The organism is Corynebacterium sp. HMSC078A10, from assembly GCF_001811565.1.
GTDB lineage: Bacteria > Actinomycetota > Actinomycetes > Mycobacteriales > Mycobacteriaceae > Corynebacterium > Corynebacterium hesseae.
In genome coordinates, this window is sequence record NZ_KV805195.1 from 232,531 (window position 1) to 257,300 (window position 24,770).

The window sequence follows — 24,770 nt, forward strand, 5'->3', positions numbered from 1 at the left end:
GTTAGGTCAAGCCCACCGCGCGCTCGTCCTCGGTGGGCGTGCGGCGCTCGACCAAACACCCGGCGAGGAGATCGAAGGGGGTTTGGCCCAGCACAAGGACGCTGAGGCCAAGGATGGCCAAGATGGTTGCTTCAACATAGGGGAGTCCTGTCAGCGCAACAAGAGTAAGGAGTAGCCAGCTGTTGCGAATTGCTGCGCTGGCGATTCCGGGATGCTCAGCGATGACTTCTAGCTTCAACGACCACTTGCCCAGAGAAGTCTGCTTCGTTGCCTCCGCCCACACCCGGTAGACGTAGAAGACGAGGGCGAGCGCGATGATGTCGTAGATAGCTCCTGCTCTGCCGCTCAATACTCCGTCGGTGCTGAGGTTGATTGCCCATTTGATTACCACGATGACAGCGGCGGCGAGGAAGGCGTCAATCCACCAGGCCACCGTGCGGCGCAGAAAAATCCCGAGGCGTTCTAAAAGCATGGCTGCCAGCTTAGTTCGCTGCGGGCGGCACACTCCGCACCAGGGTGGGCAGGGGTCCGGGCTATCGTGCTTCGCACACGAAGATGGCAGTGCCAGGGAAAATTTCACCTCGTTCTGGAGACCACTGGCCCCACGTGATGTCGAGGCCCTCTGGCCACTCGGGTTCGATGAGGTTGCGAATTTCGAAGGAGCCACGAACCTGTAGTGCTCGCACCCAATCACCCATCGTGCGGTGAAACTCGGCATAGCTAAGCTCACCGTTGGCATCCTGTTCGAGGTAGGCGCGCTCAAAATAGGACAGCTCTGCTGTGAGGTTCTGGGGATCGTCGGGGAAGACCCAGCGCATTGGGTGCGGCACAGAAAAGACAAAGCGTCCACGTGGGCGCAGGACACGGTGGACCTCGCGCAGCGCCGCGTCCAGGTCTCCTACGAAGGGCAAGGCTCCGAAGGCGGAGAAGACGACGTCAAAGGATTCGTCGCGATAGGGAAGCGCTAGGGCATCAGCTTGGACTAGTGGTAGCTCGGGTGCGGCATGGGAGAGCATTCCTGACGAGAGGTCAAAACCCGTCGCAAAGCGCGTGCGTCCTTGCAGCCATTGCGTGCACGGCGCAGAGCCGCAGCCGAGCTCGAGAACGGTGGCGGAGGAGACGTCACCAAGCAGCTGCGCCTCAGCCTCATGCAGCATTTCCGGGCACCAGTAGAAAGAGGATAGGTATTCGGGGTGTTCCGCGTGGTAGGAGTCGGCGTCAGTATCCCAAAAGTTGCGGTTGGCAGAGGATGCCGAAAACGATGCTGCAGACATTCTTCCTTTCCCAATTCTTTTTCCATGGCGCATTTGCCGTTTTAGCTGCGAGGATGTAGGGTTGTACGGGCGTGTCTATGACTCGGGACGCGCTGGGCTACTGTAGGAGAGCTCGGCACGGCTGCGAGTCGGGATTGAAATCCATCTTAAGCCTTGCGCATTCGCGCTGCTTAATGACGCTTTTCAAGAGACGCGTAACTGTCCAATTACGATCTCCTACGTTTATTCGGAGCATAACTACATGCCAACTTCTAACACCCCTCAGGTTGCGATCAACGACATCGGAACCGCAGAGGACTTCCTCGCAGCTGTCGACGCCACCATCAAGTACTTCAACGATGGTGACATCGTCGAGGGCACCGTGGTCAAGGTTGACCACGACGAGGTCCTGCTCGACATCGGTTACAAGACCGAGGGCGTCATCCCGTCCCGCGAGCTCTCCATCAAGCACGACGTCAACCCGGATGAGGTTGTCGAGGTCGGCGACGAGATCGACGCACTTGTTCTCACCAAGGAGGACAAGGAAGGCCGTCTGATCCTGTCCAAGAAGCGCGCACAGTACGAGCGTGCTTGGGGCGCCGTCGAAGAGCTGCACGCCAAGGAAGAGCCGGTCACCGGTACCGTCATCGAGGTTGTCAAGGGTGGTCTCATCCTGGACATCGGCCTCCGTGGCTTCCTCCCGGCATCCCTCGTTGAGATGCGCCGCGTCCGCGACCTGGAGCCGTACATCGGCCAGGAGCTCGAGGCCAAGATCATCGAGCTGGACAAGCAGCGCAACAACGTTGTTCTGTCCCGCCGTGCATACCTCGAGCAGACCCAGTCCGAGGTCCGCTCCGAGTTCCTGCACCAGCTGCAGAAGGGCCAGGTCCGCAAGGGCGTTGTCTCCTCCATCGTCAACTTCGGCGCCTTCGTCGATCTCGGCGGTGTCGACGGCCTGGTTCACGTTTCCGAGCTGTCCTGGAAGCACATCGACCACCCGTCCGAGGTTGTCACCGTGGGCGACGAGGTCACCGTCGAGGTTCTCGACGTCGACCTGGACCGCGAGCGCGTGTCCCTGTCCCTGAAGGCAACCCAGGAAGATCCGTGGCGCGTCTTCGCCCGCACCCACGCTGTGGGCCAGATCGTTCCGGGCAAGGTCACCAAGCTCGTTCCGTTCGGCGCCTTCGTTCGCGTCGAGGAGGGCATCGAGGGTCTCGTCCACATCTCCGAGCTGGCTCAGCGCCACGTGGAGGTTCCGGACCAGGTTGTCAACGTTGGCCAGGAAGTCATGGTCAAGGTCATCGACATCGACCTCGAGCGTCGCCGCATCTCCCTGTCCGTTAAGCAGGCAGACGAGGACTACACCGACGAGTTCGATCCGTCCAAGTACGGCATGGCTGACTCCTACGACGAGCAGGGCAACTACGTGTTCCCGGAGGGCTTCGACCCGGAGACCAACGAGTGGCTCGAGGGCTACGACGAGCAGCGCCAGGCTTGGGAGGCTCGCTACGCCGAGTCCGAGCGTCGCTTCAACCTGCACACCGCTCAGATCGAGCGCAACCGTGCTGCAGCCGCTGAGGCCGCCGAGTCCGCTGCCAACTCCAACTACTCTTCCGAGTCTCAGGATGCAGCTCCGGCATCCGATTCTCAGGCAGAGGTTGGCGGCTCCCTCGCTTCCGACGAGCAGCTTGCTGCTCTGCGCGACAAGCTCGCTGGCAACTAAAAGCTAAGTCCTCTCGGATAGGCTCCGCCGTTTAGTCCGAGACGATCTAGTTCTTGCAGAAAGGCCGCTTCTCTCCGCTGTGGGAGAGGCGGCCTTTCGCGTATCCTAAGCCGGTATGAAGCTCATTGGACTCACCGGCGGAATCGGCAGCGGAAAATCGACTGTGGCGCAGCTTCTCGTGCGCCACGGCTGGGAATTAGTGGATGCCGATCAGATAGCCCGGGACATTGTTGAACCGGGTCAACCAGCGCTCACAGAACTGGCGCAGGCTTTCGGGGAAGATATTCTCCAAGAAGACGGAAGTCTGGACCGGAGGTTGCTAGCTTCCCGTGCCTTCTCTAGTCGCGAGAAGACCGCTGTGCTCAACTCGATTACGCACCCGCGCATTAACGAGGAAACCCAAGCCCGCTTCGACGCAGCGCGTCAAGCCGGTGCCGATTTCGTGGTCTACGATATGCCGCTCCTCGTGGACAAAGGACTCCACAAGGATATGGACGCCACCATTGTTGTTGACGTTGACGCAGAGGAGCGTGTGCGCCGCCTGGTGGCATACCGCGGGCTGGATGAGGAGGACGCACGCCGCAGGATCGCCGCGCAGATTCCGGACGATGTGCGGCGTGCTGCCGCTGACTTCATCATTGACAACAACGGCCCCCGCGAAGCACTGGATGAGCAGGTCGAGGAGGTCGTCGAGAAGCTGCGCGCCCGCCTAGGTTAGGCACGCAGCTTCCTAGCAGCAACTTCCTGGCAGAAGCTCCTAGCGCGTTGCTACGACGTCAGAGACTGCGATGTGGTCGTTGTTCTCCATGTCCTCGCCCACGAAATCAAGGTCAGTGCGCATCAGCATGGTGTTGTAATCGTGCCACGATGTCAGCGTGTAATACAGGTGCTGGTCATCCTGGTTCGGCAACACGAAGGGCGCGTACGTGTCATTGAGTGGCTCGCCGCTGACAACCTCGGTGGTCTTCGCGCCCACGAGCATGCGGCGCGGTGACCATGGTCCTTCGGGGCTATCTGCGGTCCGCATGACGATGCCCTCTCCCTCCACTCCATACATGGTGACGTACTTGCCCAAGTAGTGGTTGTAGGCCACGGAAAGCTCGGAGACCTTGCCATCGAGCACCTCGGTGGCCCGCGCGGGATCCTTCACCCATGAGCCATCCGAGTAGTAGCTGAAGGCATCTTCGTTGGGGAATTCAGACTTCAACGCGCGGGATAAATATGCCGGGCCACGGCGGCCGTTTCCCGTGGAGTAACGGTAGATATAGTCGTCGTGCTCGATGAAGGCCGATTGCTGCAGCTTTTCGAACCCTGGGCGGTAGTTTGCGCCGCCGGGAATGGGAGCGTTCGTCCCGTGGCTAGCGTTAGTGCGTGTGGCCTCCGGTACCGCGCGCCACGTGACTCCGCCGTCGGTCGACTTCACGGTCCCACCAAAGTTGGTTGACCAGCCGGTTTTCGGGTCGTGCCAAGAGCGCACGGACATGTAGTCGATGTAGTGCACGCCGTCGACCACGATGCCCGCCGTGGGGATGGTGGTGCGCTCGCCGTTGGTATCTTGATCTCCCACCTTCTGGGAGGGGATGAACTCCTTTGCACGGCCATTGGCGGACCATCCGGAATTAGTCAGCGCCTCCTCCAGACGCAGGCCATCACCATAGTCGTGGTCGCTCGTGCGCAAGAGGAGGTTGGAACGCCACCCATCACCGTCGCTCGAACAATCCATGGAATCGCCGAAGACGTAGTAGGAGCGGCCCGCGTTGTCAGAGTAGGCAATGCCGAGGTCGGTTCCGGAAATGTCGAATTTTTGGTCGGTGCGGTTCGGGGAACCGGAACCGGTGATGAGCTGCATGATTTGGGTCGGTCCGCCGGTGATTTGGCGCTGGTTATAGTTGCTGCGCTGTGGTGCTGCGGAGTCACCTGAACTGCTCGAACGAGAGGAGCTACCCAGCAGCGCGTCGAGCCCTCCTAGCGAAGAGCCACCTCCCGGCCCGGAGGCCTCGGGCTTCGACGTGAAGCTACCGGACTTCGAATAGGCCGTACACGGAGAAGCTTGGGCGGTGGGCGTGTGGGACACGATAGCGACGGGCACGAGACCGGCGATGGTCACTGCGCTGGCGAGGGAACGAAACTTCATGCCAGCCGATTCTAAAGGAGAGCGGCAACTTTTAAAGCATATGGTGGCTAAAATTTACCTTGTGCTCGCGCACCGTTCATCTTGAGTGCTTAATCTGCCCCTCCATGGGAACCTGGGACGTTGGGCCTTTTGATAATCACGCCGCGTGCGAAGTGCTCGCGGAAATTCGTGATGGCTCCTTCGACCTCGACACGTTTAAGAAGAGCTGCGTGGATTCTCCCATCGATGTTGACGACGCCGAGGTCGTCATCGCCTTAGGCGCACTGGCGACGTCCCCGGCGGACAAACTTCCCGCTGGAGTCAGTGTCGAATCCGTTAAAGCGCTGCGCACGCCGCAGACTCGGGCCTGGCTGCGCCAGAAAATTAACACAGCGATGGAGCCCAATAATTCCCCGATTTATGCTCTGTGGGAAACCACGGGTGAGTTAGATCTGTGGCTGCGCACGACGCGTGCTGTATTGCCCTAAACCGTTCTCTCTTGCCTCACACAGTGGCTGGGTTGTTGACCTGCCGGGACCTAGCAGGTTTAGGCTTCGGCGCGTTAGACTGGTCGGCATGGCTTTTGCTGCTGAACACCCTATCCTGCCGGTCTCGGAACACCGTCCTGTCGGTGAAATCGAACGGCGCTCGGCCGATTTTCGTGTTGAATCAGAGTACCAGCCCGCCGGCGACCAACCCGCCGCCATCGCGGAACTGGATGAGCGGCTGAGTCGCGGCGAGCGCGACGTTGTGCTCATGGGTGCCACGGGTACTGGTAAGTCCGCTACTGCGGCGTGGCTCATCGAAAAACAGCAGCGCTCGACACTCGTGATGGCGCCGAATAAGACGCTGGCGGCCCAGTTGGCAAATGAGCTGCGCCAGCTCCTCCCGCACAACGCTGTTGAATACTTCGTTTCTTACTACGATTACTACCAACCGGAAGCCTATATCGCGCAGACGGATACCTACATTGAGAAGGATTCCTCCATTAATGAGGACGTGGAACGCCTGCGCCACTCCGCCACCTCGGCGCTTCTTTCCCGCCGCGACGTTGTCGTGGTGTCCTCTGTGTCCTGTATCTATGGCTTGGGCACGCCGCAGTCCTACCTCGACCGCTCTGTCGTGTTGGAGGAAGGGGAGGAGATTGACCGCGATCGCTTCCTGCGCCTGCTCGTGGATATCCAGTACGAGCGCAATGACGTGGGTTTTACCCGCGGAACCTTCCGCGTCAAGGGCGATACCGTGGATATCATCCCCGCCTATGAGGAGCGCGCGGTGCGCATCGAATTCTTCGGCGATGACGTGGATGAGCTCTACTACATCCACCCGTTGACGGGCGATGTTCTCGAGCGAGTCGACGAGGTGCGAATCTTCCCCGCGACTCATTACGTGGCGGGTCCAGAGCGCATGGCGCGGGCCATCGAGGACATCAAGGAAGAACTTGCGGAACGCCTCGCCGAGCTGGAGAACCGCGGCAAGTTGCTCGAAGCACAGCGCCTGCGAATGCGCACCGAATACGACCTCGAGATGATCGAGCAGGTGGGCTTTTGCTCCGGCATTGAGAACTATTCGCGCCACGTCGACGGGCGCCCTGCCGGTTCGGCGCCGGCGACACTCTTGGATTATTTCCCGGAGGACTTCCTTACCATCATCGATGAGTCCCACGTGACCGTCCCGCAGATCGGTGGCATGTTTGAGGGTGATATGGCCCGTAAGCGCAACCTCGTGGAGTTTGGCTTCCGTTTGCCGTCTGCCGTAGACAACCGGCCACTCACCTTTGATGAGTTTGAGGAGCGCGTGGGGCAAACCGTCTACATGTCGGCCACGCCTGGTGATTTTGAAATGACGGCCTCCGGCGGCGAGTTCGTCGAACAGGTCATTCGCCCCACCGGCCTGGTGGATCCCAAGGTGACGGTCAAACCCACCAAGGGCCAGATCGATGACCTCATCGATGAGGTCCGCGCCCGCACCGCTAAGCAGGAGCGTGTATTGGTCACCACCTTGACCAAGCGCATGGCAGAAGACCTCACTGATTACCTTCTAGAGCATGGCATCAAGGTGCGCTACCTCCACTCGGATATCGATACGCTGCAGCGCGTGGAGCTACTGCGGCAGCTGCGCTTGGGTGAATTCGATGTGCTCGTTGGTATTAACCTGCTGCGCGAGGGCCTCGACCTTCTCGAAGTCTCACTCGTCGCTATTTTGGACGCAGACAAGGAAGGCTTCCTGCGTTCCACCACTTCGCTCATCCAGACAATCGGCCGCGCCGCCCGAAACGTGTCCGGTGAGGTCATCATGTATGCGGACAAGATTACGGACTCGATGCAGGAAGCCATCGAGGAGACCGAGCGCCGCCGTGAAAAGCAGATTGCCTATAACAAGGAACACGGCATCGACCCGCAGCCATTGCGCAAGAAGATCGCTGACATTTTGGACCAGGTCTACGACAACGCCGATGAACAGGAGCAGGGGGCGGACCCCACGGCAATCGTCGAGAAGCCCGATGTGTCTTCCATGGCTGCCGACGAGGTGCAGGCGCTTATCGACGACCTGACGACCCAAATGCGCGAAGCCGCCCGAGAGCTTAAATTCGAGCTGGCGGGGCGCTTGCGCGATGAAATCGCGGACCTGAAGAAGGAGCAACGTGGACTCAAAGAGGCCGGGATTTAACAGTCTGGGCCGGCGTACTGAGACCTCGTTAGTGCACTGGGCGGGTAACACCACACTCAGTGCCGGCAGCCGTGCCATACTGTTAGGGATTAACCACTAGTTATAAGGAGAATCATGCTGAGCTACAACGTCATCGCCGTGGGAACCGATGGATCACCGACATCCCTGCGTGCCGTCCGTTCTGCCGCATCTATGGCGCGTGCTTATGATGCGACGTTGATCATCGTGTCTGCTTTCTACAACCACTCCGGTTCGATGCTCGGCGCACCGAACGCAGAGGACGCCCGCGTGCCCGTTGTCAGCGAGGAAATGTCGGAGAATTTCCTCAACAATGCCGCGGAGATCGCGCACGGCGAGGGCGCGAAGCGCATCGAGATCATCGCTAAGTCTGGCGACCCTGTGAACTCACTCATCGAGGTGGGCAAGGACTATGACGTCGACTTGTTCGTGGTGGGTAACAAGGGAATCCATTCAGTTCGCGGCCGGGTATTCGGTTCCGTTGCGACGGAGCTAACCCGTAAGGCCCACGCGGATGTTGTGGTGGTCAACACCACTGAGTAAGCGCCGGGACCCAGTCGGGTGCACAGCACACGCGCTGATCGACGCGAACACGCCAGCGTTGTTAGACTAGCGGGTGCGCAAAAGCTTTTAGAATTTTGTTTAGCGGTGGCCTCAAGGTTGGGGCCCAGCGAAGAAAGGTCATCATGAGCGATTACAACAAGATCGTGGTCGGTACCGACGGTTCCAAGTCCTCCCTGCTCGCAGTGGAGCGCGCCGCCAAGATCGCCGCAGCCTTCGATGCCACCCTCATCATCGGTTGCGCCTACTACGAGAACCAGGAGCAAGCCTCCAAGACACTGCGCCAGGATTCAGTGACAATTCTCGGTGATGAGAAGGCTCAGGCCAACCTCGCCTCCGGCAAGGAACACGCAGAGAAGTTCGGCGTGACGAAGGTGGAGACCGCTGTGCGTCCGGGCACCCCGGTTCAGGCTCTGATGTCCATCGTCAACGACAACAAGGCAGACCTGCTCATCGTTGGTAACCGCGGAATTAATTCTTTGACCGGCCGTCTGCTTGGTTCGGTTCCGGCGGATGTCGCGCGTCAGTCTGATTGTGACGTCATGATCGTCCACACCGTGAACTAAGCCTTCTCGGGCTACGGCGCGCACACGCCCCAGAAACTTCTTCGTCGGAAGTCTCTGGGGCGTGTTTGCGCGTTGTGGTGCTTTTCTAAGAGCCGAACCGAAGCTTGCGATAGGCGCGGGCGAGGGCGTTACCGTCGGCGCCTTGAATGAGCGGGATATCGAAAGAAGACTCTTTGTTGACCTTGACCAAGGGAGCAAGCGAGCCATGGGAGAGCAGCTGCTCTTGTGGCGTGAGGTTGCGTATTGCTACCGCTGCCACACGGTCGGGATGCTCCGCCGCGGCGTCGGCATAAGTCAGAGGATCGTGCTGCCCATCATCACCGATGAGAAGCCAGCGCAATTTGGGGAAAGCAATGAACAAATTGCGCAGTTGGACGCGCTTGTGTTCTTGGCCATTGCGGAAAAGACCGGTGGGCGTTGGGCCCCAGTCGGTGAGCAACAGTGGGCCACGTGGGAAGCCGTTCTCCGCCATGAAATTGACCAAGGTGTCATAGGTATTCCACGCACCGGTGGAGAGGTAGACGAAGGGAACCTCTGGGTGCTGCTGAGAGATCTCCCGGTAGAAACTGGCCATGCCTTCGACGGGGGTTCGCGTATTGGTGCGCTTTACCCAGGAATTCCACGCTGCAATCATGGCTCGCGGCAGCCAGGTCACCATGATGGTGTCATCGATATCGCTGACCACACCGAATGTCGTGTCTTTGTCCACGATGAGGACTTCCGCGCGCACCTCGTCTGCGCCTTTGGCGCGAATGGTGACGTCGTGCCAGCCAGGTTCTAGCCCGTGATCATGGACGAGGACATCGATATAGCCGTTGTCGTTCGTGGTGCCCGGCACCGTCTTACCACCAACTGTTACTTCGACCTCGTGGTGCGTGACCTGGATGGTGAAGAATTGGCGGTATCCGCGTTGGGTCCACGTATCGCGTTCCTCAGCCTTGGGATCGTGCATGAGCACGCGGCCAAGCACATGGACAAAGTCCTCGTTGCCGTAGCCGGCATAGCCAGTAATGCTGGGTTGCCAGCCTTTGCGTGCGGAGTGCTTAAGTGAGAATGCATTCGCGGTGGATTCGACTTTGCGGGCGATATCGGAAAGTGCCATGCGCACCAGACTAACCGAAAACCTCCGCGTAACGGCCGGCGATGGTCAAGGACTGCGTCGCGCGCGTGAGGGCCACGTAGAGGTTGTGCAAACCTTGCGGTGATGCTGCCACGATGTCATCCGGGTTGACTACGGTGACGTGGTCAAACTCTAGTCCCTTGGTGTGCTCAACGTTGGCCGCAGTGATCACAGCCCGCAGGCGCCCTTCATCATCCTGGAAGGTAGCTGGCTCAAGGTCGTCCGTATCATCGCGCCAGATGACGTCCACGCCGTCGCGGACAGCGATACCTGGCGTCGCTTCGGGGTTGATGGATTCCAAGAGTTGATTGGCCAATTCGGTAATTGGGCGCGGGGTGCGGTAGTTGACGCTTAACCCGTGAAGCCGAAAGCGCTGGCCGACGAACGGCTCGAGCGTGTCCGCCCAATCATCGACGCCGGCAGGGGCACCGGTCTGGGATGTGTCGCCCACGAGAGTCATCCATCGCGAGGGGCTACGGCGAAAAATCATGCGCCATTCCATCGGGGTGAGTTCTTGGGCCTCGTCGACGATGACGTGCCCGTAGGCCCACGTGTAGTCTTCACGGGCGCGCTGGGCGGTGGTGCGGGAGTCCCGAACCTCGTGGCGTCGAGCGAGGTGCTCGGCGTCGATGACGTCGTGGGCAGAGAGAATCTCTGCTTCGAACATGTCGTCATCGTTGTCGGTGGAATCGGAAGAGCTCAGGATATCGAGTGCGTCTTCTGCCTCTGCGACCTGCTCGCGCCATTCTTTTTCTTCGGCGACACGTTCTGCTTCGGGGTCGGGCATGCCGATGAGAACCGCAAGTTCGTCGAGAAGCGCGGCGTCGGAAGGCGCCCAAGCTCGGCCGTCCTCACGGTAGAGCGCACTGCGGGTTTCATCATCATAGTCGCCGGCCGCCGAATCGATGCGTTCGGTGCTGCTGAGGAGATCGGCGAGGACATCGGTGGGTGTCAGGTGGGGCCAGAACTCGTCGATGAGCTCCAGCACCTGGGGTTCTTCCGCGAGGTCGTCGTGGAGCTGATCCACATCCGCGCGGGAGAGCAGGTTGTTGCCGCCGAGAGGGTCAGCGCCAATGCGTTCAGCCATCTGCTGGGCCAGTGACTCGGTGAGGTGTTCCGCAAACGCTGCCTGGGCATCGTTGTGTGGTTTGCGCGAGCGCCGTGCACGCGTCCGTGCTGCCTTGACCATCTGTGGGTCCACGGTGAGCTCGAGCCGATCGATTTCGAGCGTGCGCGATTGTTCCGGCAGGCGCTGATAGTCCTTCACCGCGTTGCCGAGGATCTCCACCATGGCCGCGGAACCCTTGATTTCGCGCGCGAGCAGGGACTCAGGGTGAGTAGCTTCAATGCCGGGGAAGAGGGAAGAGATGGTAGAAAGCACAACGCCGGTTTCACCAAGCTCCGGAAGCACCCGGGAGATGTACTCCAGGAAGGTGGAGTTGGGACCTACGATGAGCACACCCGTGGCGGCTAGCTGTTCGCGGTAGGTGTAGAGCAAATAGGCCACACGGTGCAGTGCCACCGCCGTCTTGCCGGTTCCTGGCCCGCCTTCGACCACCATGACGCCGCGCGTGCTGTCACGGATGATTTCGTCCTGCTCCCTCTGAATGGTTTCCACAATGGAAGGCATGTGCCCAGTGCGGGCCTGTTGCATGACGTGGTGGAGGGCGGACTCACTGGCAACGTCGCTGCTGTCGGTGTGTGACTCGCCTTCGAGAACTTCGTCGCTGATTCCGGTTACCGTGCGCCCAGTAGTCCTGATGTGCCGGCGGACGTGGACTCCCTCGGGGTGCGCGGTGGTGGCAAGGTAGAAAGGTCGCGCCATCGGGGCGCGCCAATCCAGAAGGAGCGTGCGGTAATCCTCCTCGCGGGCATCGAGCCCCATGCGGCCGATATAGCGGCGGTCTAGTCCCTCCGGGGTGGGGTTATCACCGGGCGCATCAATGTCGATGCGCCCAAAAACCAGTCCGAGTTGGGCGATGTTTAGACGGTCCAGCTTGGCCTGCAACCCGTGGTACTCGGTTTCGCGGCGCACCAGCGCATCGGCATCCGGGGTATGCGGATCGACGGCAGCCTGTACCTCATTGAGGCGCTCATTTGCGGCGTGAACCTCGTTATCGAGACGCGCAAAAAGGCCATCGACGTAGGCTTGCTCACTGGCAATCTCGGTGTGCGGATCGTTTGCTTGAGCACTAGGGTTTGCGGTGCGAGGCACGGATGAAGATTCAGACACAAGGCTCCTTGGGCGCGTTTGAAGGCTTCTCCTGGGTGGAAAAGAACAACGGCCCAGCATACTAGCTGAGCCGTTGTTGTCTCCACCGCTTCCATGTATCGCGGTGCGTTGCGGGGCTATCCGCAACTTAAGGCGACGTGCTTAGAGGCGGTCACCGAACTTCTTGAAAGCCTTATCGAGCTTCTTGGATGCTTCCTTCTGCAGCTTTTCCGCGCGCTTGCGAGCCTTCTTCTGGGCGCGCTTGCTATCAAGCGAATCGGCCTTGGCCAGGGCCGCGTCAGCGCGGTCCTGCGCCTTGCCGGCGGCCTTGACTAGGCCCTTGCGAGCGGTAGCGGAGTTATCACGGGCAGCGTCGAGCCAGTCATCCTTGTTGTCCTCAATGAACTCGCGCGCGGTCTCGGCGGTGTCTTCCACGAAGGTGCGTGCGGACTCGAGGAAATCGCGTCCAGTGGACTCCCAGTCATCGCGGTTGTCCTCGACGTAATCCTTGGCGGTCTCGAACCAGTCATTGGCCTTGGCCGTGACATCAGAAGAAATCTCATTGGCGCGGGTGGAGAAGTCCTCCGCAAACTTTTGCTGCTCGGACTTGCCCGGCAGGGCCTGCTGGATCTTCTTGTTCGCGCGCTCGGAAGCCTTGGCAGCGCGCCAACGCACAGATGGCTTACCTTCGGTGTCCTGGGTAACGATGGCCAAGGCACCGAGCAGAGCGGTGTTGGTGATGAAGCCGTTGCGCTGTGCTTCCTTTTCTTCCTTGGAATCTGCGGTCCAGAAAGCATTTCCAACCAAGTTGGGGACGTGAGTCAGTGCCAGCACAGCAGCGGAGGTGCGCGGTGCCTTGCCCAGCGCCAAGCTGGTGCCCGCGGCGGTCTTTGCACCGCCGAGTGCGCGGGTAACCAACTCGGGATCGTTAGGGATGTAGCCTGCATACTCGCGCGGCAGCACCTTGCGCAGGCGCTTGAGCACGGACTCGGTGTCCGCGACGTGCTCCGAGGTGTTGCGGAGCGTATCCACACCATCCCAGATGAACACGGAGGCCAGCATAGGACGGGCAAACTTACGAATCATGACGTGCTCCATTCGATAGATCTGTAAAGACGTTCGTCACACCATAGTACGCGGGTTAAACAACTGCTGCTGTGAGGGCAGCAGTTAACACGTCGTTACCAACGCCGCTCCCACCACTCGTCCAGATGCGGGCGCTCTGTGCCGAGCGTTGTGGGCGCTCCGTGTCCTGGGCGGACGATCGCTTCGTCAGGGTAAACGTCAAAGAGCCGCTGCGTGACATCCTTGTACAGGCGCACGAAGTCACCTTCCGAGGTGGTTTTCCCTACACCGCCGGGGAAGAGGGAATCGCCGACGAAGAGGTTGGTGACACCGTCAATCTCCGCTGCAACCGCTGCACCGCCTGGGGTGTGTCCCCGCAAAATGATGACTGGTAGGTCGAAGCCGGCAAAAGGCAGGGTATCGCCATGCTCGAGCTCCACGTCGACGGGCGCGGGCAGGGCAGGGGAGTCGAGGAAAGAGGCATAGTGCACGGCGCCGGTTGTGTCCAAGACTTCTTTCAATGCACGCACGTGGTCCCAGTGGCGGTGGGTGGTAAGCACGGAGGTGATCTTTACTCCGTTATCGGCGGCTAGAGAAAGCAGCGCGGGGGCGTCAGCGGAGGCGTCGATAAGCAGCGCTTCTTCGCCCGCACACAGTAGGTAGCAATTGTTGTCCATGTCGGACACGGAAATTTTATGAAGCTCAAGCGCGTTGTTCATAAGTCCAACCATACGGGTACATTCTGATTGAGAACTCTCTGAACACACATACATTTGTGTAGGAAGGCAGCAACTAGTGGCTGATCGTTTGGTCGTACGAGGTGCGCGTGAGCACAACCTCAAGGGCGTGGATATCGATATTCCGCGCGACAAATTGGTGGTGTTTACCGGCCTATCTGGCTCGGGCAAGTCCTCGCTTGCTTTCGACACCATCTTTGCTGAGGGCCAGCGGCGCTACGTTGAGTCCTTGAGCTCCTATGCGCGCATGTTCCTTGGCCAGATGGATAAGCCGGACGTTGAGTTCATTGATGGGCTTTCTCCGGCGGTGTCCATTGACCAAAAGTCCACCAACCACAACCCGCGCTCAACAGTGGGAACCATCACCGAGATCTATGATTACCTGCGTCTGCTCTTCTCCCGCGCGGGCACGGCGCACTGCCCTCAGTGCGATGCCGTCATTGAGCGTCAAACCCCACAGCAAATCGTGGATGAGGTTTTAAGCCACGAGGAGAAGCTTAAGTTTCAGGTCCTCGCACCGGTTGTGCGCCGCCGTAAAGGCGAGTTCGTTGACCTCTTCGCGGATCTCGCGGCGCAGGGATATTCCCGCGTCCGGGTGGATGGTGAGCTCTACCAACTCAGTGATCCGCCCAAGCTGAAGAAGCAGATTAAGCATGACATCGACGTCGTCGTGGATCGCTTGCAGGTCAAGGCTTCCCAAAAGCAGAGGCTGACGGATTCCGTGGAGACTGCTCTGCGCTTGGCTGATGGCCTGGTAACCCTGGATTTCGTCGACCGGGAAGAGCTCACTCACACCTACTCGGAGAAGGCCGCCTGCCCCAACGGCCACACGCTGACCATTGAGGAATATGAGCCGCGCGCCTTCTCCTTCAACGCACCTTTCGGTTCCTGCCCGGTGTGTGACGGTTTGGGCACCCGCCTTGAGGTCGACGTTGATCTGCTGATCCCAGACCCGGATGCTCCGGCTGTGGAGGCCATCCAACCGTGGACGTCGAGTCCCAATGCGAGGTACTTCGTCAAGCTTGTCGAAGGCCTAGCGAAGGCCCTGGACTTCGATCCCCGCACACCGGTTTCTGAGTTGACTGATGAGCAGCGCCACGCCTTGATTTATGGCACTGACGTGGAAGTCAGCGTGCGCTACAAGAACCGCTATGGCCGCCAACGCAATTGGTCCGCGCCTTTTGAAGGTGCCATCGGATTCCTGGAGCGCAAGCTTGATCAGGCTGATTCCGAATCGCAGAAGGACCGCCTGCTTCAGTACACCCGTCGCGTTCCTTGTAATGCCTGCAACGGCACGCGCCTCAAGCCCGAAATCCTGGCGGTGCGCTTGGCCTCGACCGCACACGGTGAGCAGTCCATCGCGGGCCTGACGGCGCTGTCCATCGAGGAGGCCGCAGAGTTCCTCGACTCGCTCGTTCTGGGCCACCGCGAGGAGATCATCGCTGGTGCTGTACTAAAGGAAATCCAGGCGCGCTTGCGCTTTCTTCTCGACGTCGGTCTGAACTACCTCACCCTCGACCGCGGCGCCTCCACGCTGTCTGGTGGTGAAGCGCAGCGCATCCGCCTCGCCACCCAGATCGGTTCCGGCCTGGCGGGAGTTCTCTACGTGCTCGATGAGCCCTCCATCGGCCTACACCAACGCGATAACCAGCGCCTCATCGCCACGTTGAAGCGCCTGCGCGATATCGGAAACACCTTGATCGTGGTGGAACACGATGAAGACACCATTCGGGAGGCGGACTGGCTTGTCGACGTTGGACCGCGCGCCGGCGAATTCGGTGGCACCGTGGTTTACCAGGGTGAACCCGCCGGTATCGAAGCCGTGGAGGAATCGCTCACTGGGCAATACCTCTCGGGCAAGAAGAAGCTCGCTGTTCCCGATACGCGCCGTGCGATCGATCCTGAGCGCATGCTCAAGGTGGTCGGCGCCCGTGAGAATAACCTCAAGGGCATTGACGTGGAGATCCCCCTGGGCGTCCTCGTCTGCGTTACAGGCGTGTCCGGCTCTGGTAAGTCCACCGTGGTCAACCAAATTCTGGCCAAGACCCTGGCCAACAAGCTCAACCGCGCCCGCCAAGTGCCGGGGCGAGCCAAGCGCGTCGAGGGCGTGGAGCACCTAGACAAACTCGTGCAGGTGGACCAGAGCCCTATCGGGCGCACCCCGCGCTCAAATCCGGCGACGTACACAGGGGTCTTCGACAAGATCCGCAACCTCTTCGCGGAAACCCAGGAGGCCAAGGTTCGCGGCTACAAGCCGGGCCGGTTCTCCTTCAATGTCAAAGGCGGACGCTGCGAAGCGTGCCAAGGTGACGGCACCATCAAGATTGAGATGAACTTCCTGCCCGATGTCTACGTGCCCTGTGAAGTATGCGAGGGCGCACGCTATAACCGCGAGACCCTGGAGGTTCTCTATAAGGGTAAGAACATTGCTGAGGTCCTCAACATGCCGATTTCAGAGGCCGCAGAGTTCTTTGAGCCCATCACCTCGATTCACCGTTATCTCAATACCTTGGTGGAGGTGGGCCTTGGATACGTCCGCCTGGGTCAAGCCGCTACAACACTTTCCGGCGGTGAAGCACAGCGCGTGAAGCTGGCATCTGAGCTACAAAAGCGCACGAATGGGCGCACGGTCTACATCTTGGATGAGCCGACGACGGGCCTGCACTTTGAGGACATCCGCAAGCTCATGCTCGTCATCCAGGGCCTGGTGGATAAAGGCAACTCCGTTATCATCATTGAACACAATCTGGACGTCATTAAGGCTGCGGATTGGATCGTTGACATGGGCCCCGAGGGCGGCTCCGGCGGCGGTACCGTCGTGGCTCAGGGCACACCAGAAGATGTGGCACAGGTGGAAGGCTCCTATACGGGAGGGTTCCTCAAGGAGATGGTCTGATGGTAGGGCAGAAGCTCACGCACGCGGCCGCGGTGGCTCTCGGTCTTGCCGTGGCTACAACTGCGGCGGGCTGTTCTGCCCCGGATAGGGACGCAGTGCAGGAAGCTCCCGAAACATCTAGTGAGGGGGTTAAGAACAGCTACGACCTCGATGCGGAGCTGCGCTCCGTCGTCGCAGACGTCGAAAGCGAGTATGACGTTCAAGCCGGAGTGTCAGTGGCGGATCAACAGGGAACGTTCAACGCTGGACTAAGGGGTGAAGAGCCTGCATGGTCAACCGTAAAGGTGCCGATCGCCATCGCGGCTTTGCGCGACGAGGCTAGCCCTGAGCTTGTGGACCTCGCCATTAAGGAATCGGACAACGATGCCGCCTACGCACTGTGGTCCCACGTTCGTTGGACCGAGGGGGACGCGGGAAGCGCAGTCAAGGCTCTCTTGAAGGAATATGACTCATCCGGCGAATTTGAGGAACCATTTGGATATTCCACGTGGTTGCTCGAAGAGCAGGCCAAGTTTGGCGCACACCTGCCGTGTATCCCCGAAGCCGCGCAGGTTTATGACGCGATGGATGACATCGTGGAATGGCAAGACAATGGACTCGACCGCCTCCCGCATACCCGGGCCAAAGGCGGCTGGGGGCTTTCCGAGGAGGACAACGGGTATACCCACCGTCAGATTGGGGTCCCGGGAGACCGAGGGGGCCGGTAAGGATGCCGATGGCACGGTGGGATTGGCCATTGAGGTCACCATGCCCGGCGACTACGCCGAGGAGGCTATACCCGCTCTTAACTTGCTTGCCGCAGGCGTAGACCGTGTTGTCACCGAGGCGCTGGGGGAGGGCGCGCTAAAGCCCTTGGTTGGTTGTGCGTCGCCTGGCGCAGCGCCGAGGGCTGGGGAGGCGTCGGCAAGCGCAGCTTCGAAGAGGCAAGGTGCGTCGGCCGAACCAACAACTAATTCACCTGCACGCCGATTTGGTGATTGATGCATGTGGTGTTAGAGTAGTGCGCACTACCGCCCGTAGCGCCTCGTCCAGGAGGTACTTGGGCCGCAAGCGGAGTTTCTCCCACCTGAGGCCGCGTAGGAATCACCATTCCAACGCAGGATAAAGGTTAAGAGTAGGCGCCACATGGTGGTGCGTGCTTGAAAAAGAAACTCCCGGATGCCACTGGCGCCGGGATTTATTCGTTTGTGGCCTCGGTAGGCACACTACTAGCCCCACAATCGAGGAGAACCACAATCAGCGCTGAAGCTCGCATTAATGAGCGCATCCGAGTACCCGAGGTCCGTCTTGTTGGCCCCGGTGGTGAACAGGTGGGCATCGTCCGTACTGACGATGCTCGCAAGCTCGCGTACGAAGCGGATCTTGACTTGGTCGAGGTTGCACCGAACGCGAAGCCGCCCGTAGCCAAAATCATGGATTACGGCAAGTTTAAGTACGAGCAGGCCCAGAAGGCCCGCGAGTCCCGTAAGAATCAGCAGCAAACTGTGGTGAAGGAACAGAAGTTCCGTCCGAAGATTGATGATCACGATTACGAGACGAAAAAGGGCAACGTGGTGCGCTTCCTGGAGAAGGGTTCCAAGGTAAAGGTGACCATCATGTTCCGTGGCCGCGAGCAGTCGCGTCCGGAGCTGGGTTTCCGCCTGTTGGAGCGTTTGGCTGACGACGTCGCAGAGGTCGGCGTTGTGGAGTCGCGTCCCAAGCAGGATGGTCGCAACATGACCATGGTTCTTGGACCCGTCCGCAAAGGCAAGAAGTAGACCACGCTCCACTTAGGATTTAAGGATTTAATTCTCATGAAGCAGAAGACTCACAAGGGCACCGCCAAGCGCATCAAGGTGACTGGCTCCGGCAAGCTGCGCCGCGAGCAGGCTAACCGCCGCCACCTCCTGGAGGGCAAGCCGTCCAAGCGCACCCGTCGTCTGAAGGGCACCGAGGACGTCGCCAAGGCAGACACCAAGCGCGTCAAGCGCCTTCTCGGCCGCGCATAGTCAGCGCCGAAACTCCCATCCCCACACACTCACAATCAAGATAAGGAAGTATTACTGTGGCACGAGTAAAGCGCTCAGTTAACGCCAAGAAGAAGCGTCGCGCAATCCTGAAGTCCGCTAAGGGCTACCGCGGTCAGCGCTCCCGCCTTTACCGCAAGGCCAAGGAGCAGTGGCTGCACTCCATGACTTACGCTTACCGCGATCGTCGCGCCCGTAAGTCCGAGTTCCGCAAGCTGTGGATCCAGCGCATCAACGCTGCTGCTCGCATGAACGACATCACCTACAACCGCCTCATCCACGGCCTGCGCCTGGCTGAGATCGAGGTTGACCGCAAGATCCTCGCCGAACTTGCAGTTAATGACTTCGAGGCTTTCTCTGCACTGTGCGAGGCTGCTAAGGCTGCACTTCCGGAGGACGTCAACGCTCCGAAGGCTGCCTAAGTACCGCGCGTAGACGCTAGATGAACCCACCGCCCCTGATGGAGGGACGGTGGGTTTTGTCGTTGCGGGAGTAATGCCCGCAAGAACCCTCAAGCGCTGCTTCTCCCTAGGGATTGTGTTACATTGCACAGTACTGTCATGAAAGCCGCCGGCCCTTAGACCTTGGGGCTGGCAAGAGATACATGGTGTGAAGGAGAGAAGAGAAGTGACCAACCCGAACAACGCTTATCAGCCCAATGGCGGCGCTTCTAATGGAGGACAACCGCAACAGGCAAACCCCTTCGGGTCTTCGAGCGACCAGTACGGTTATAGCGCGGCCCCGTATGGTGGTTCGCAGTCGCCTCAGAATGTTCCAGCGCAGCAGGACGCTTACCAGTCACACTACGGCCAGCAGCCACAAGCCGCAGGAGAGCAAAAGTCATGGGTAGTAGCACTGCTCTTGTGCTTCTTCTTGGGTGAATTGGGAGTTCATAACTTCTACCTCGGCCGCACGAAGCGCGGTATGTGGCAGCTGGCCCTTGCCGTCGTCGGCCTTATTACTTCCTTTATCATCATTGGTATTTTCCTCGTCGCTGGATTGGTGATCTGGAAGTGGGTTGAGCTCGTGTTCATCGCCGGTGGTTTCTCCGATTACGATAAGGACGCAAACGGCGTACCGTTGAAGAAGTAACCGTCTGCAGAGAATCGCGGAGAACACTCATCCCGCTTGCCCGCCCGAACGTGGTGGGCAAGCGGGACTTTTCAATGTGAAGCTCGGTCGGTACCGTCACATACATGGATCTGGATTTCTCCTCTGCTTTTACCGAACGCACGCCGCGCGTAGTCAATGCGGCCAAGCTGCACCGCGCGGCCAACCGTCGTAAGGCGGAGCGCTTCATCATCGAGGGCGAAAACGCTGTGGACGCGGCGGTGTCCACGGGGGCGGCAACCGATGTTTTTGTGACGGAAAGAGCCGCCGAGCGCTTCGCCCACATCGTGCAAGCCTGCGGGTATATGGACGTCTATGTTCATCCCATCACGGATAAGGCGGCCAAGCACCTGTCTGATACCGCGACTAGCACCGGGCTCTTCGCCGTGTGCCGCCCCGTCCTGTGGAGCGCTGGCAAGATTCTGGCGGGCAAACCACAGCTGGTCTCAGTCCCAGTGCTGACGTCTGAGCCTGGCAACGCAGGTACCCTGATTAGGACTTCGGACGCCATGGGGGCGGACGGTGTCATCTTCGCCGGTGAGACGGTCGACCCTTTGGGCTGCAAGGTCGCGCGCGCGTCGGCGGGGTCGCTGTTCCATGTACCCGTTGCTCGCGACCCCAACATCAAGGACGTCCTGGGCAAGCTGCGCTCTTCTGGGATGCAGGTGCTAGCCACGGCTGCCGATGGTGAAGTAGATCTAGCTGAGGCAGATCTGAGCCAACCCACCGCCTGGTTGTTCGGTAACGAAGCACATGGACTGGGCGAGCTCTTGGACGAAGCCGACATGCGTGTGCGCATTCCGATTCTTGGGCGTGCAGAGTCACTCAACCTGGCTACGGCCGCCAGCATTTGTCTTTATGAATCAGCCAAGCAACAGAACAGCTAGCCCTGCTCTGTGACTAGGGCTGGTGGCCACAGTAGTCGTTAAGCACGGTAAGATAGCTCGCGTTAGTTTTTGTGCGAGAAGAAGGTAATCAAGGCACGTGTCCGATACACCTCAGATCGAATTGACCGAAGAGGCCCTGGGGGCCGCCGCGGAGAAGGCCATTGCCGCCTTCGAGGCTGCATCCAACCTCGACGAGCTCACCTCCGCCCGCCGCGAACACCTTGGTGACGGTGGCTATATTCCGCAGGCCCGCCAGTCGCTGGGCCAGTTGCCCAAGGATCAGCGCAAGGACGCCGGTCGTGCGGTAAACATGGCCCGCGGCAAGGTGGAAAAGCGCTTTGCACAGATTCGTGAAGTGCTGGAGCAGGAGGCTCGCGCCGCTCAGCTGAAGGCGGAGAAAGTCGACGTTACCGTCCCCACCACGCGGGCGCAGACTGGTGCTTTGCACCCTATTACCGCGTTGTCGGAGCGTATCGCCGACATCTTCGTGGGCATGGGCTGGGAGATTGCCGACGGCCCGGAGGTTGAGGCCGAGTACTTTAACTTTGATGCGCTGAACTTCAAGCCCGATCACCCTGCGCGTACGTTGCAGGACACTTTCCATGTGGGCAAGGAAGGCTCCAAGCAGGTCTTGCGTACGCATACCTCGCCGGTGCAGGTACGCACGATGCTTGAGCGAGACGTACCGCTGTACATCGCTTGCCCGGGTCGCGTTTTCCGCACCGACGAACTCGATGCCACCCATACTCCGGTCTTCCACCAGGTGGAGGGCCTAGCAGTGGACAAGGGGCTGACCATGGCCCACCTTCGCGGCACCCTGGAGCACCTAGCCAAGGTTCTTTTTGGCCCCGAGACCACCACCCGCATGCGCGTGAACTACTTCCCGTTCACCGAGCCCTCGGCCGAGGTCGATGTGTGGTTCCCGAATAAGAAGGGCGGCGCCGGCTGGATCGAGTGGGGCGGCTGCGGCATGGTCAACCCCAACGTTCTGCGTGCCGTGGGCATCGACCCCGAGGAGTACACAGGTTTCGCCTTCGGCATGGGCCTTGAGCGCACCTTGCAGTTCCGCAATGGTCTGACCGATATGCGTGACATGGTTGAAGGCGATGTTCGCTTCACCCTGCCCTTCGGCGTGCAGGCATAGGAACCCAGAGAAAGGATAGAGAGAAAACAATGCTTATTTCCCAAGACTGGGTTACCCGCATCCTGGGCACCGCGAATTCCGGTTGGAGCGTACCTTCCGAAGAGTTGGACTCCGGCTTTGTCCGTGTTGGTTTTGAAACTGAGGGATTTGAGGCCCTCTCAGAGACGACCGGCCCGCTGGTCATTGGCCAGGTCGTCGAGATTGAAGAGCTCACGCAGTTCAAGAAGCCAATCCGTTATTGCCAGGTCAACGTTGGCCACGCAAATGGCACCGGCGAGCTGCAGGGCATCATCTGTGGCGCCCGCAATTTCCGTCTCAATGACTATGTCGTGGTCTCTCTCCCAGGTGCTGAGCTGCCCGGCGGCTTCAAGATTGCTGCTCGCGAGACTTATGACCACATCTCCAACGGCATGATGTGCTCCGCCGCTGAGCTCGGGTTCGGCGACAAGGCCAACGGCATTATCGTTCTAGGGGACGAGGTGGCGGACAAGGTCGGCGAGGACGCCCGCCCCATCATCGGTCTGGCTGATACCGCTTTCGACGTCAACATCACCCCGGATCGCGGCTACGCCCTCTCCGCGCGCGGTTTGACCCGCGAGGTGGCTTCGGCGTTTGACCTCACCTTCCCGGACGTGGCCCAGGACCCGAGCGCGGCCGGTGTAGATATCTCTGCTGTTCCTCAGGCACAGGGCGCGCTTATCGACGTTGACCTGCGCGAGGAAACCAAAGCCCAGCGCTTTGGTCTGCGCAAGGTCAGCGGCATCGACCCCGCTGCCCGAACCCCATTTTGGATGGAGCGCGAGCTCATGTTGTCCGGCCAGCGCAGCGTCAACGTGGCCACCGACGTCACGAACTACGTCATGCTGTTGCTGGGGGCCCCGATGCACGCCTTCGATGCCAATGTGGTCAGCGGCAATCTCGTCGTGCGCAACGCCGCAGAAGGGGAGAAGTTCGAGACCCTAGATCACGTCAAGCGTGAGCTGTCGGCTGGTGACGTGGTCATCTGTGATGACAACGGCATTCAGTCCCTCGCCGGTGTCATGGGCGGTACGACCTCAGAGATTTCCGATGAGACCACGGATGTCTACTTCGAGTCCGCCATCTGGGATCCGATCACCGTGGCCCGGACCTCTCGCCGTCACAAGCTTTCCTCTGAGGCGCCCCGCCGCTTCGAGCGCGGCGTCGACCCGGCCATCGTCGAGGTCGCCCTCGACGTTGCCTGCGCGCTACTGCAGCAGATTGCTGGCGGCACCATCGAGGCTGGCAGGACGCTCGTGGGAGACGTCGCCAAGCGCGAGCCCATCACCCTGCGCACCGCCAAGCCCAGCGAATACGCCGGCGTGCAGTACTCCCGCGACACCATTATCCAGCGCCTGCGCGAGGTGGGCTGCGACGTCACCGACAACGGTGATGAGCTGCAAGTTACCCCGGCGACGTGGCGCACGGATATCTCCATGGACGTCGACCTCATTGAGGAAGTCCTGCGCCTAGAAGGGCTAGAGGACATTCCCACTGTGCTGCCGACCCCGGCAGGCGGTCGCGGTCTGACGCCGGCCCAGAAGCGCCGCCGCGCTATTGGCCACGCTTTGGCCTATGCCGGTTATGCCGAGGTCTTGCCGGCGCCGTTTATCCCGAACGACACCTTTGATACATGGGGCTTGGACAAGGAGGATCCGCGACGTAAGACGGTGGCCGTGCAGAATCCTCTCGAGTCCGACAAGGCCATTCTGTCCACGACGTTGCTCCCGAACCTTCTTGAGGCCATCGCCCGCAACGTGGCCCGTGGCCGAAGCGACCTTGCCCTTTTCGGCCTCCAGCAGGTGGCATTCAAGCGCGCTGATGTGTCGCCGATGCCTTCGGTGGAGTCCCGCCCGGAGGAGTCCGTCGTGGCTGAGCTTTTGGAGTCCCTGCCTCTGCAGCCGCTGCACGTGGCTACGGTAGCTACCGGCAACATTGAGCACGAAGGTCCGTGGGGGACCGGCCGCGCGTATAGCTATGCAGATGCGATCGAGTCTGCGCGCCAGGTGGCTCGTTCCGCTGGTGTTGACGTTGCAGTTAAGGCAGCCGAACAGCTTCCGTGGCACCCGGGTCGCTGTGCCGCAATTGTCCTCGCCGATGATGAAGAGCAGGTCGTGGGTTATGCGGGTGAGCTGCACCCGCAGGTTCTTGAGGCTTTGGAGCTTCCTGCACGCACGTGTGCCATGGAGCTCGATGTCTCAGCACTGCCGTTGGAGGAAAAGTTCCCGGCACCTGTGCTGTCCTCCTTCCCGGCCCTGCACCAAGACATCGCGTTGGTCGTCGATGATGCCACCCCGGCTGAAGAGGTTCGTAAGGTCGTTGAGGAGGGCGCCGGTGAGCTGCTGGAGTCCGTGGAGCTTTTCGACGTCTTCCGCGGCGAGCAGCTTGGTGAGGGCAAGAAATCCCTTGCTTTCCAGCTTCTTTTCCGTGCGGATGACCGCACGCTGACCGATGAGGAAGCGAACCAGCATCGTCTCGCCGCTGCGGAGCTGGCAAAGCAGCGTCTCGGCGCACAGATGCGGGCTTAGCGTATCGGCATCTATTAATTCATCAACCCGGTTCACCCTGCAGGTGGGCCGGGTTTCCCTTTGCGCAAGCGTGCGAAGGCGTGGGGAAAGATCCCCCAGCACTGATAGGTGTGTGGCTTGGCTCATAGCCTCAGAGGTGCAGC

The 24,770-nt window shown here is 60.1% G+C and carries 22 protein-coding genes; 15 read left to right on the plus strand and 7 right to left on the minus strand.

Going from position 1 to position 24,770, the window contains the following annotated elements:
• Position 1 precedes the first annotated feature (1 nt).
• Entirely contained in the window at positions 2 to 472 is a 471-nt protein-coding gene (locus HMPREF2808_RS04775) for an RDD family protein (RefSeq protein WP_070529893.1), read from the minus strand.
• Between the two features lie 61 nt (positions 473 to 533).
• Complete coding sequence (locus HMPREF2808_RS04780) at positions 534 to 1,274, minus strand: class I SAM-dependent methyltransferase (protein ID WP_070624008.1); 741 nt, start codon at positions 1,272 to 1,274, stop codon at positions 534 to 536.
• 241 nt (positions 1,275 to 1,515) lie between these two features.
• Here HMPREF2808_RS04780 and rpsA point away from each other — a divergent pair, with 241 nt between their 5' ends.
• Positions 1,516 to 2,976 (plus strand): 30S ribosomal protein S1, encoded by a 1,461-nt coding sequence (rpsA, locus tag HMPREF2808_RS04785; RefSeq protein ID WP_010190105.1) that lies wholly within the window; start codon positions 1,516 to 1,518, stop codon positions 2,974 to 2,976.
• 115 nt (positions 2,977 to 3,091) lie between these two features.
• The gene (gene coaE / locus HMPREF2808_RS04790) at positions 3,092 to 3,694 is read left to right on the plus strand and encodes a dephospho-CoA kinase (RefSeq protein ID WP_070529897.1); all 603 of its coding nucleotides are present in this window, start codon (positions 3,092 to 3,094) and stop codon (positions 3,692 to 3,694) included.
• Positions 3,695 to 3,733: 39 nt separating this feature from the next.
• Here coaE and HMPREF2808_RS04795 read toward each other — a convergent pair whose 3' ends face one another.
• Entirely contained in the window at positions 3,734 to 5,110 is a 1,377-nt protein-coding gene (locus HMPREF2808_RS04795) for a DUF4185 domain-containing protein (protein WP_070624010.1), read from the minus strand.
• A 104-nt stretch (positions 5,111 to 5,214) separates the two neighbouring features.
• On the opposite strand from HMPREF2808_RS04795, the gene HMPREF2808_RS04800 reads away from it, so the two are divergent.
• The 4 genes from HMPREF2808_RS04800 to HMPREF2808_RS04815 all read left to right on the plus strand — a co-directional run bounded on the left by HMPREF2808_RS04800 (position 5,215) and on the right by HMPREF2808_RS04815 (position 8,904).
• Entirely contained in the window at positions 5,215 to 5,577 is a 363-nt protein-coding gene (locus tag HMPREF2808_RS04800) for a DUF4259 domain-containing protein (protein WP_141746419.1), read from the plus strand.
• A gap of 88 nt (positions 5,578 to 5,665) precedes the next feature.
• Positions 5,666 to 7,759, plus strand: a complete 2,094-nt coding sequence (uvrB, locus tag HMPREF2808_RS04805; protein ID WP_070624013.1) for an excinuclease ABC subunit UvrB — start codon at positions 5,666 to 5,668, stop codon at positions 7,757 to 7,759.
• A 114-nt stretch (positions 7,760 to 7,873) separates the two neighbouring features.
• Positions 7,874 to 8,320, plus strand: a complete 447-nt coding sequence (locus HMPREF2808_RS04810) for a universal stress protein (RefSeq protein ID WP_070523204.1) — start codon at positions 7,874 to 7,876, stop codon at positions 8,318 to 8,320.
• Positions 8,321 to 8,463: 143 nt separating this feature from the next.
• A complete protein-coding gene (locus HMPREF2808_RS04815; RefSeq protein ID WP_010190091.1) occupies positions 8,464 to 8,904 on the plus strand; it encodes a universal stress protein in 441 nt (146 codons plus the stop codon).
• Positions 8,905 to 8,989: 85 nt separating this feature from the next.
• Here HMPREF2808_RS04815 and HMPREF2808_RS04820 read toward each other — a convergent pair whose 3' ends face one another.
• The 4 genes from HMPREF2808_RS04820 to HMPREF2808_RS04835 all read right to left on the minus strand — a co-directional run bounded on the left by HMPREF2808_RS04820 (position 8,990) and on the right by HMPREF2808_RS04835 (position 14,020).
• Positions 8,990 to 10,006: an App1 family protein gene (locus HMPREF2808_RS04820; protein ID WP_070624015.1), complete on the minus strand. Its 1,017-nt coding sequence runs from the start codon at positions 10,004 to 10,006 to the stop codon at positions 8,990 to 8,992.
• A gap of 10 nt (positions 10,007 to 10,016) precedes the next feature.
• Positions 10,017 to 12,257 (minus strand): HelD family protein, encoded by a 2,241-nt coding sequence (locus HMPREF2808_RS04825; RefSeq protein ID WP_070523198.1) that lies wholly within the window; start codon positions 12,255 to 12,257, stop codon positions 10,017 to 10,019.
• Positions 12,258 to 12,398: 141 nt separating this feature from the next.
• Positions 12,399 to 13,322: a DoxX family protein gene (locus HMPREF2808_RS04830; protein WP_070624017.1), complete on the minus strand. Its 924-nt coding sequence runs from the start codon at positions 13,320 to 13,322 to the stop codon at positions 12,399 to 12,401.
• 95 nt (positions 13,323 to 13,417) lie between these two features.
• The gene (locus tag HMPREF2808_RS04835; protein WP_070624022.1) at positions 13,418 to 14,020 is read right to left on the minus strand and encodes an MBL fold metallo-hydrolase; all 603 of its coding nucleotides are present in this window, start codon (positions 14,018 to 14,020) and stop codon (positions 13,418 to 13,420) included.
• 76 nt (positions 14,021 to 14,096) lie between these two features.
• Between HMPREF2808_RS04835 and uvrA the strand changes: the two genes are divergently transcribed.
• The 9 genes from uvrA to pheT all read left to right on the plus strand — a co-directional run bounded on the left by uvrA (position 14,097) and on the right by pheT (position 24,627).
• Complete coding sequence (uvrA, locus tag HMPREF2808_RS04840; RefSeq protein WP_070624024.1) at positions 14,097 to 16,934, plus strand: excinuclease ABC subunit UvrA; 2,838 nt, start codon at positions 14,097 to 14,099, stop codon at positions 16,932 to 16,934.
• Positions 16,934 to 17,641 (plus strand): serine hydrolase, encoded by a 708-nt coding sequence (locus HMPREF2808_RS04845; protein WP_246818508.1) that lies wholly within the window; start codon positions 16,934 to 16,936, stop codon positions 17,639 to 17,641. Before uvrA ends, HMPREF2808_RS04845 begins: the two co-directional genes overlap by 1 nt.
• 480 nt (positions 17,642 to 18,121) lie before the next feature.
• Positions 18,122 to 18,691: a translation initiation factor IF-3 gene (gene infC / locus HMPREF2808_RS04850; RefSeq protein WP_083299163.1), complete on the plus strand. Its 570-nt coding sequence runs from the start codon at positions 18,122 to 18,124 to the stop codon at positions 18,689 to 18,691.
• A 36-nt stretch (positions 18,692 to 18,727) separates the two neighbouring features.
• Entirely contained in the window at positions 18,728 to 18,922 is a 195-nt protein-coding gene (gene rpmI / locus HMPREF2808_RS04855) for a 50S ribosomal protein L35 (protein WP_010190075.1), read from the plus strand.
• 56 nt (positions 18,923 to 18,978) lie between these two features.
• Entirely contained in the window at positions 18,979 to 19,362 is a 384-nt protein-coding gene (gene rplT, locus HMPREF2808_RS04860; RefSeq protein ID WP_005323264.1) for a 50S ribosomal protein L20, read from the plus strand.
• Between the two features lie 205 nt (positions 19,363 to 19,567).
• Positions 19,568 to 20,032, plus strand: a complete 465-nt coding sequence (locus HMPREF2808_RS04865) for a TM2 domain-containing protein (RefSeq protein WP_070624026.1) — start codon at positions 19,568 to 19,570, stop codon at positions 20,030 to 20,032.
• Between the two features lie 104 nt (positions 20,033 to 20,136).
• Positions 20,137 to 20,937, plus strand: a complete 801-nt coding sequence (locus tag HMPREF2808_RS04870) for a TrmH family RNA methyltransferase (protein ID WP_070624029.1) — start codon at positions 20,137 to 20,139, stop codon at positions 20,935 to 20,937.
• A 97-nt stretch (positions 20,938 to 21,034) separates the two neighbouring features.
• The gene (pheS, locus tag HMPREF2808_RS04875; protein WP_070624032.1) at positions 21,035 to 22,081 is read left to right on the plus strand and encodes a phenylalanine--tRNA ligase subunit alpha; all 1,047 of its coding nucleotides are present in this window, start codon (positions 21,035 to 21,037) and stop codon (positions 22,079 to 22,081) included.
• A 29-nt stretch (positions 22,082 to 22,110) separates the two neighbouring features.
• Complete coding sequence (pheT, locus tag HMPREF2808_RS04880) at positions 22,111 to 24,627, plus strand: phenylalanine--tRNA ligase subunit beta (RefSeq protein ID WP_070624034.1); 2,517 nt, start codon at positions 22,111 to 22,113, stop codon at positions 24,625 to 24,627.
• The last annotated feature ends 143 nt before the right edge of the window (positions 24,628 to 24,770 follow it).

Bases quoted from the DNA above. Each gene is read 5' to 3' on its own strand.
- HMPREF2808_RS04775 (WP_070529893.1), bottom strand. From the start codon at position 472: ATGCTTTTAGAACGCCTCGGGATTTTTCTGCGCCGCACGGTGGCCTGG.
- HMPREF2808_RS04780 (WP_070624008.1), bottom strand. From the start codon at position 1,274: ATGTCTGCAGCATCGTTTTCGGCATCCTCTGCCAACCGCAACTTTTGG.
- rpsA (WP_010190105.1), top strand. From the start codon at position 1,516: ATGCCAACTTCTAACACCCCTCAGGTTGCGATCAACGACATCGGAACC.
- coaE (WP_070529897.1), top strand. From the start codon at position 3,092: ATGAAGCTCATTGGACTCACCGGCGGAATCGGCAGCGGAAAATCGACT.
- HMPREF2808_RS04795 (WP_070624010.1), bottom strand. From the start codon at position 5,110: ATGAAGTTTCGTTCCCTCGCCAGCGCAGTGACCATCGCCGGTCTCGTG.
- HMPREF2808_RS04800 (WP_141746419.1), top strand. From the start codon at position 5,215: ATGGGAACCTGGGACGTTGGGCCTTTTGATAATCACGCCGCGTGCGAA.
- uvrB (WP_070624013.1), top strand. From the start codon at position 5,666: ATGGCTTTTGCTGCTGAACACCCTATCCTGCCGGTCTCGGAACACCGT.
- HMPREF2808_RS04810 (WP_070523204.1), top strand. From the start codon at position 7,874: ATGCTGAGCTACAACGTCATCGCCGTGGGAACCGATGGATCACCGACA.
- HMPREF2808_RS04815 (WP_010190091.1), top strand. From the start codon at position 8,464: ATGAGCGATTACAACAAGATCGTGGTCGGTACCGACGGTTCCAAGTCC.
- HMPREF2808_RS04820 (WP_070624015.1), bottom strand. From the start codon at position 10,006: ATGGCACTTTCCGATATCGCCCGCAAAGTCGAATCCACCGCGAATGCA.
- HMPREF2808_RS04830 (WP_070624017.1), bottom strand. From the start codon at position 13,322: ATGATTCGTAAGTTTGCCCGTCCTATGCTGGCCTCCGTGTTCATCTGG.
- HMPREF2808_RS04835 (WP_070624022.1), bottom strand. From the start codon at position 14,020: ATGAACAACGCGCTTGAGCTTCATAAAATTTCCGTGTCCGACATGGAC.
- HMPREF2808_RS04845 (WP_246818508.1), top strand. From the start codon at position 16,934: ATGGTAGGGCAGAAGCTCACGCACGCGGCCGCGGTGGCTCTCGGTCTT.
- rpmI (WP_010190075.1), top strand. From the start codon at position 18,728: ATGAAGCAGAAGACTCACAAGGGCACCGCCAAGCGCATCAAGGTGACT.
- HMPREF2808_RS04870 (WP_070624029.1), top strand. From the start codon at position 20,137: ATGGATCTGGATTTCTCCTCTGCTTTTACCGAACGCACGCCGCGCGTA.
- pheT (WP_070624034.1), top strand. From the start codon at position 22,111: ATGCTTATTTCCCAAGACTGGGTTACCCGCATCCTGGGCACCGCGAAT.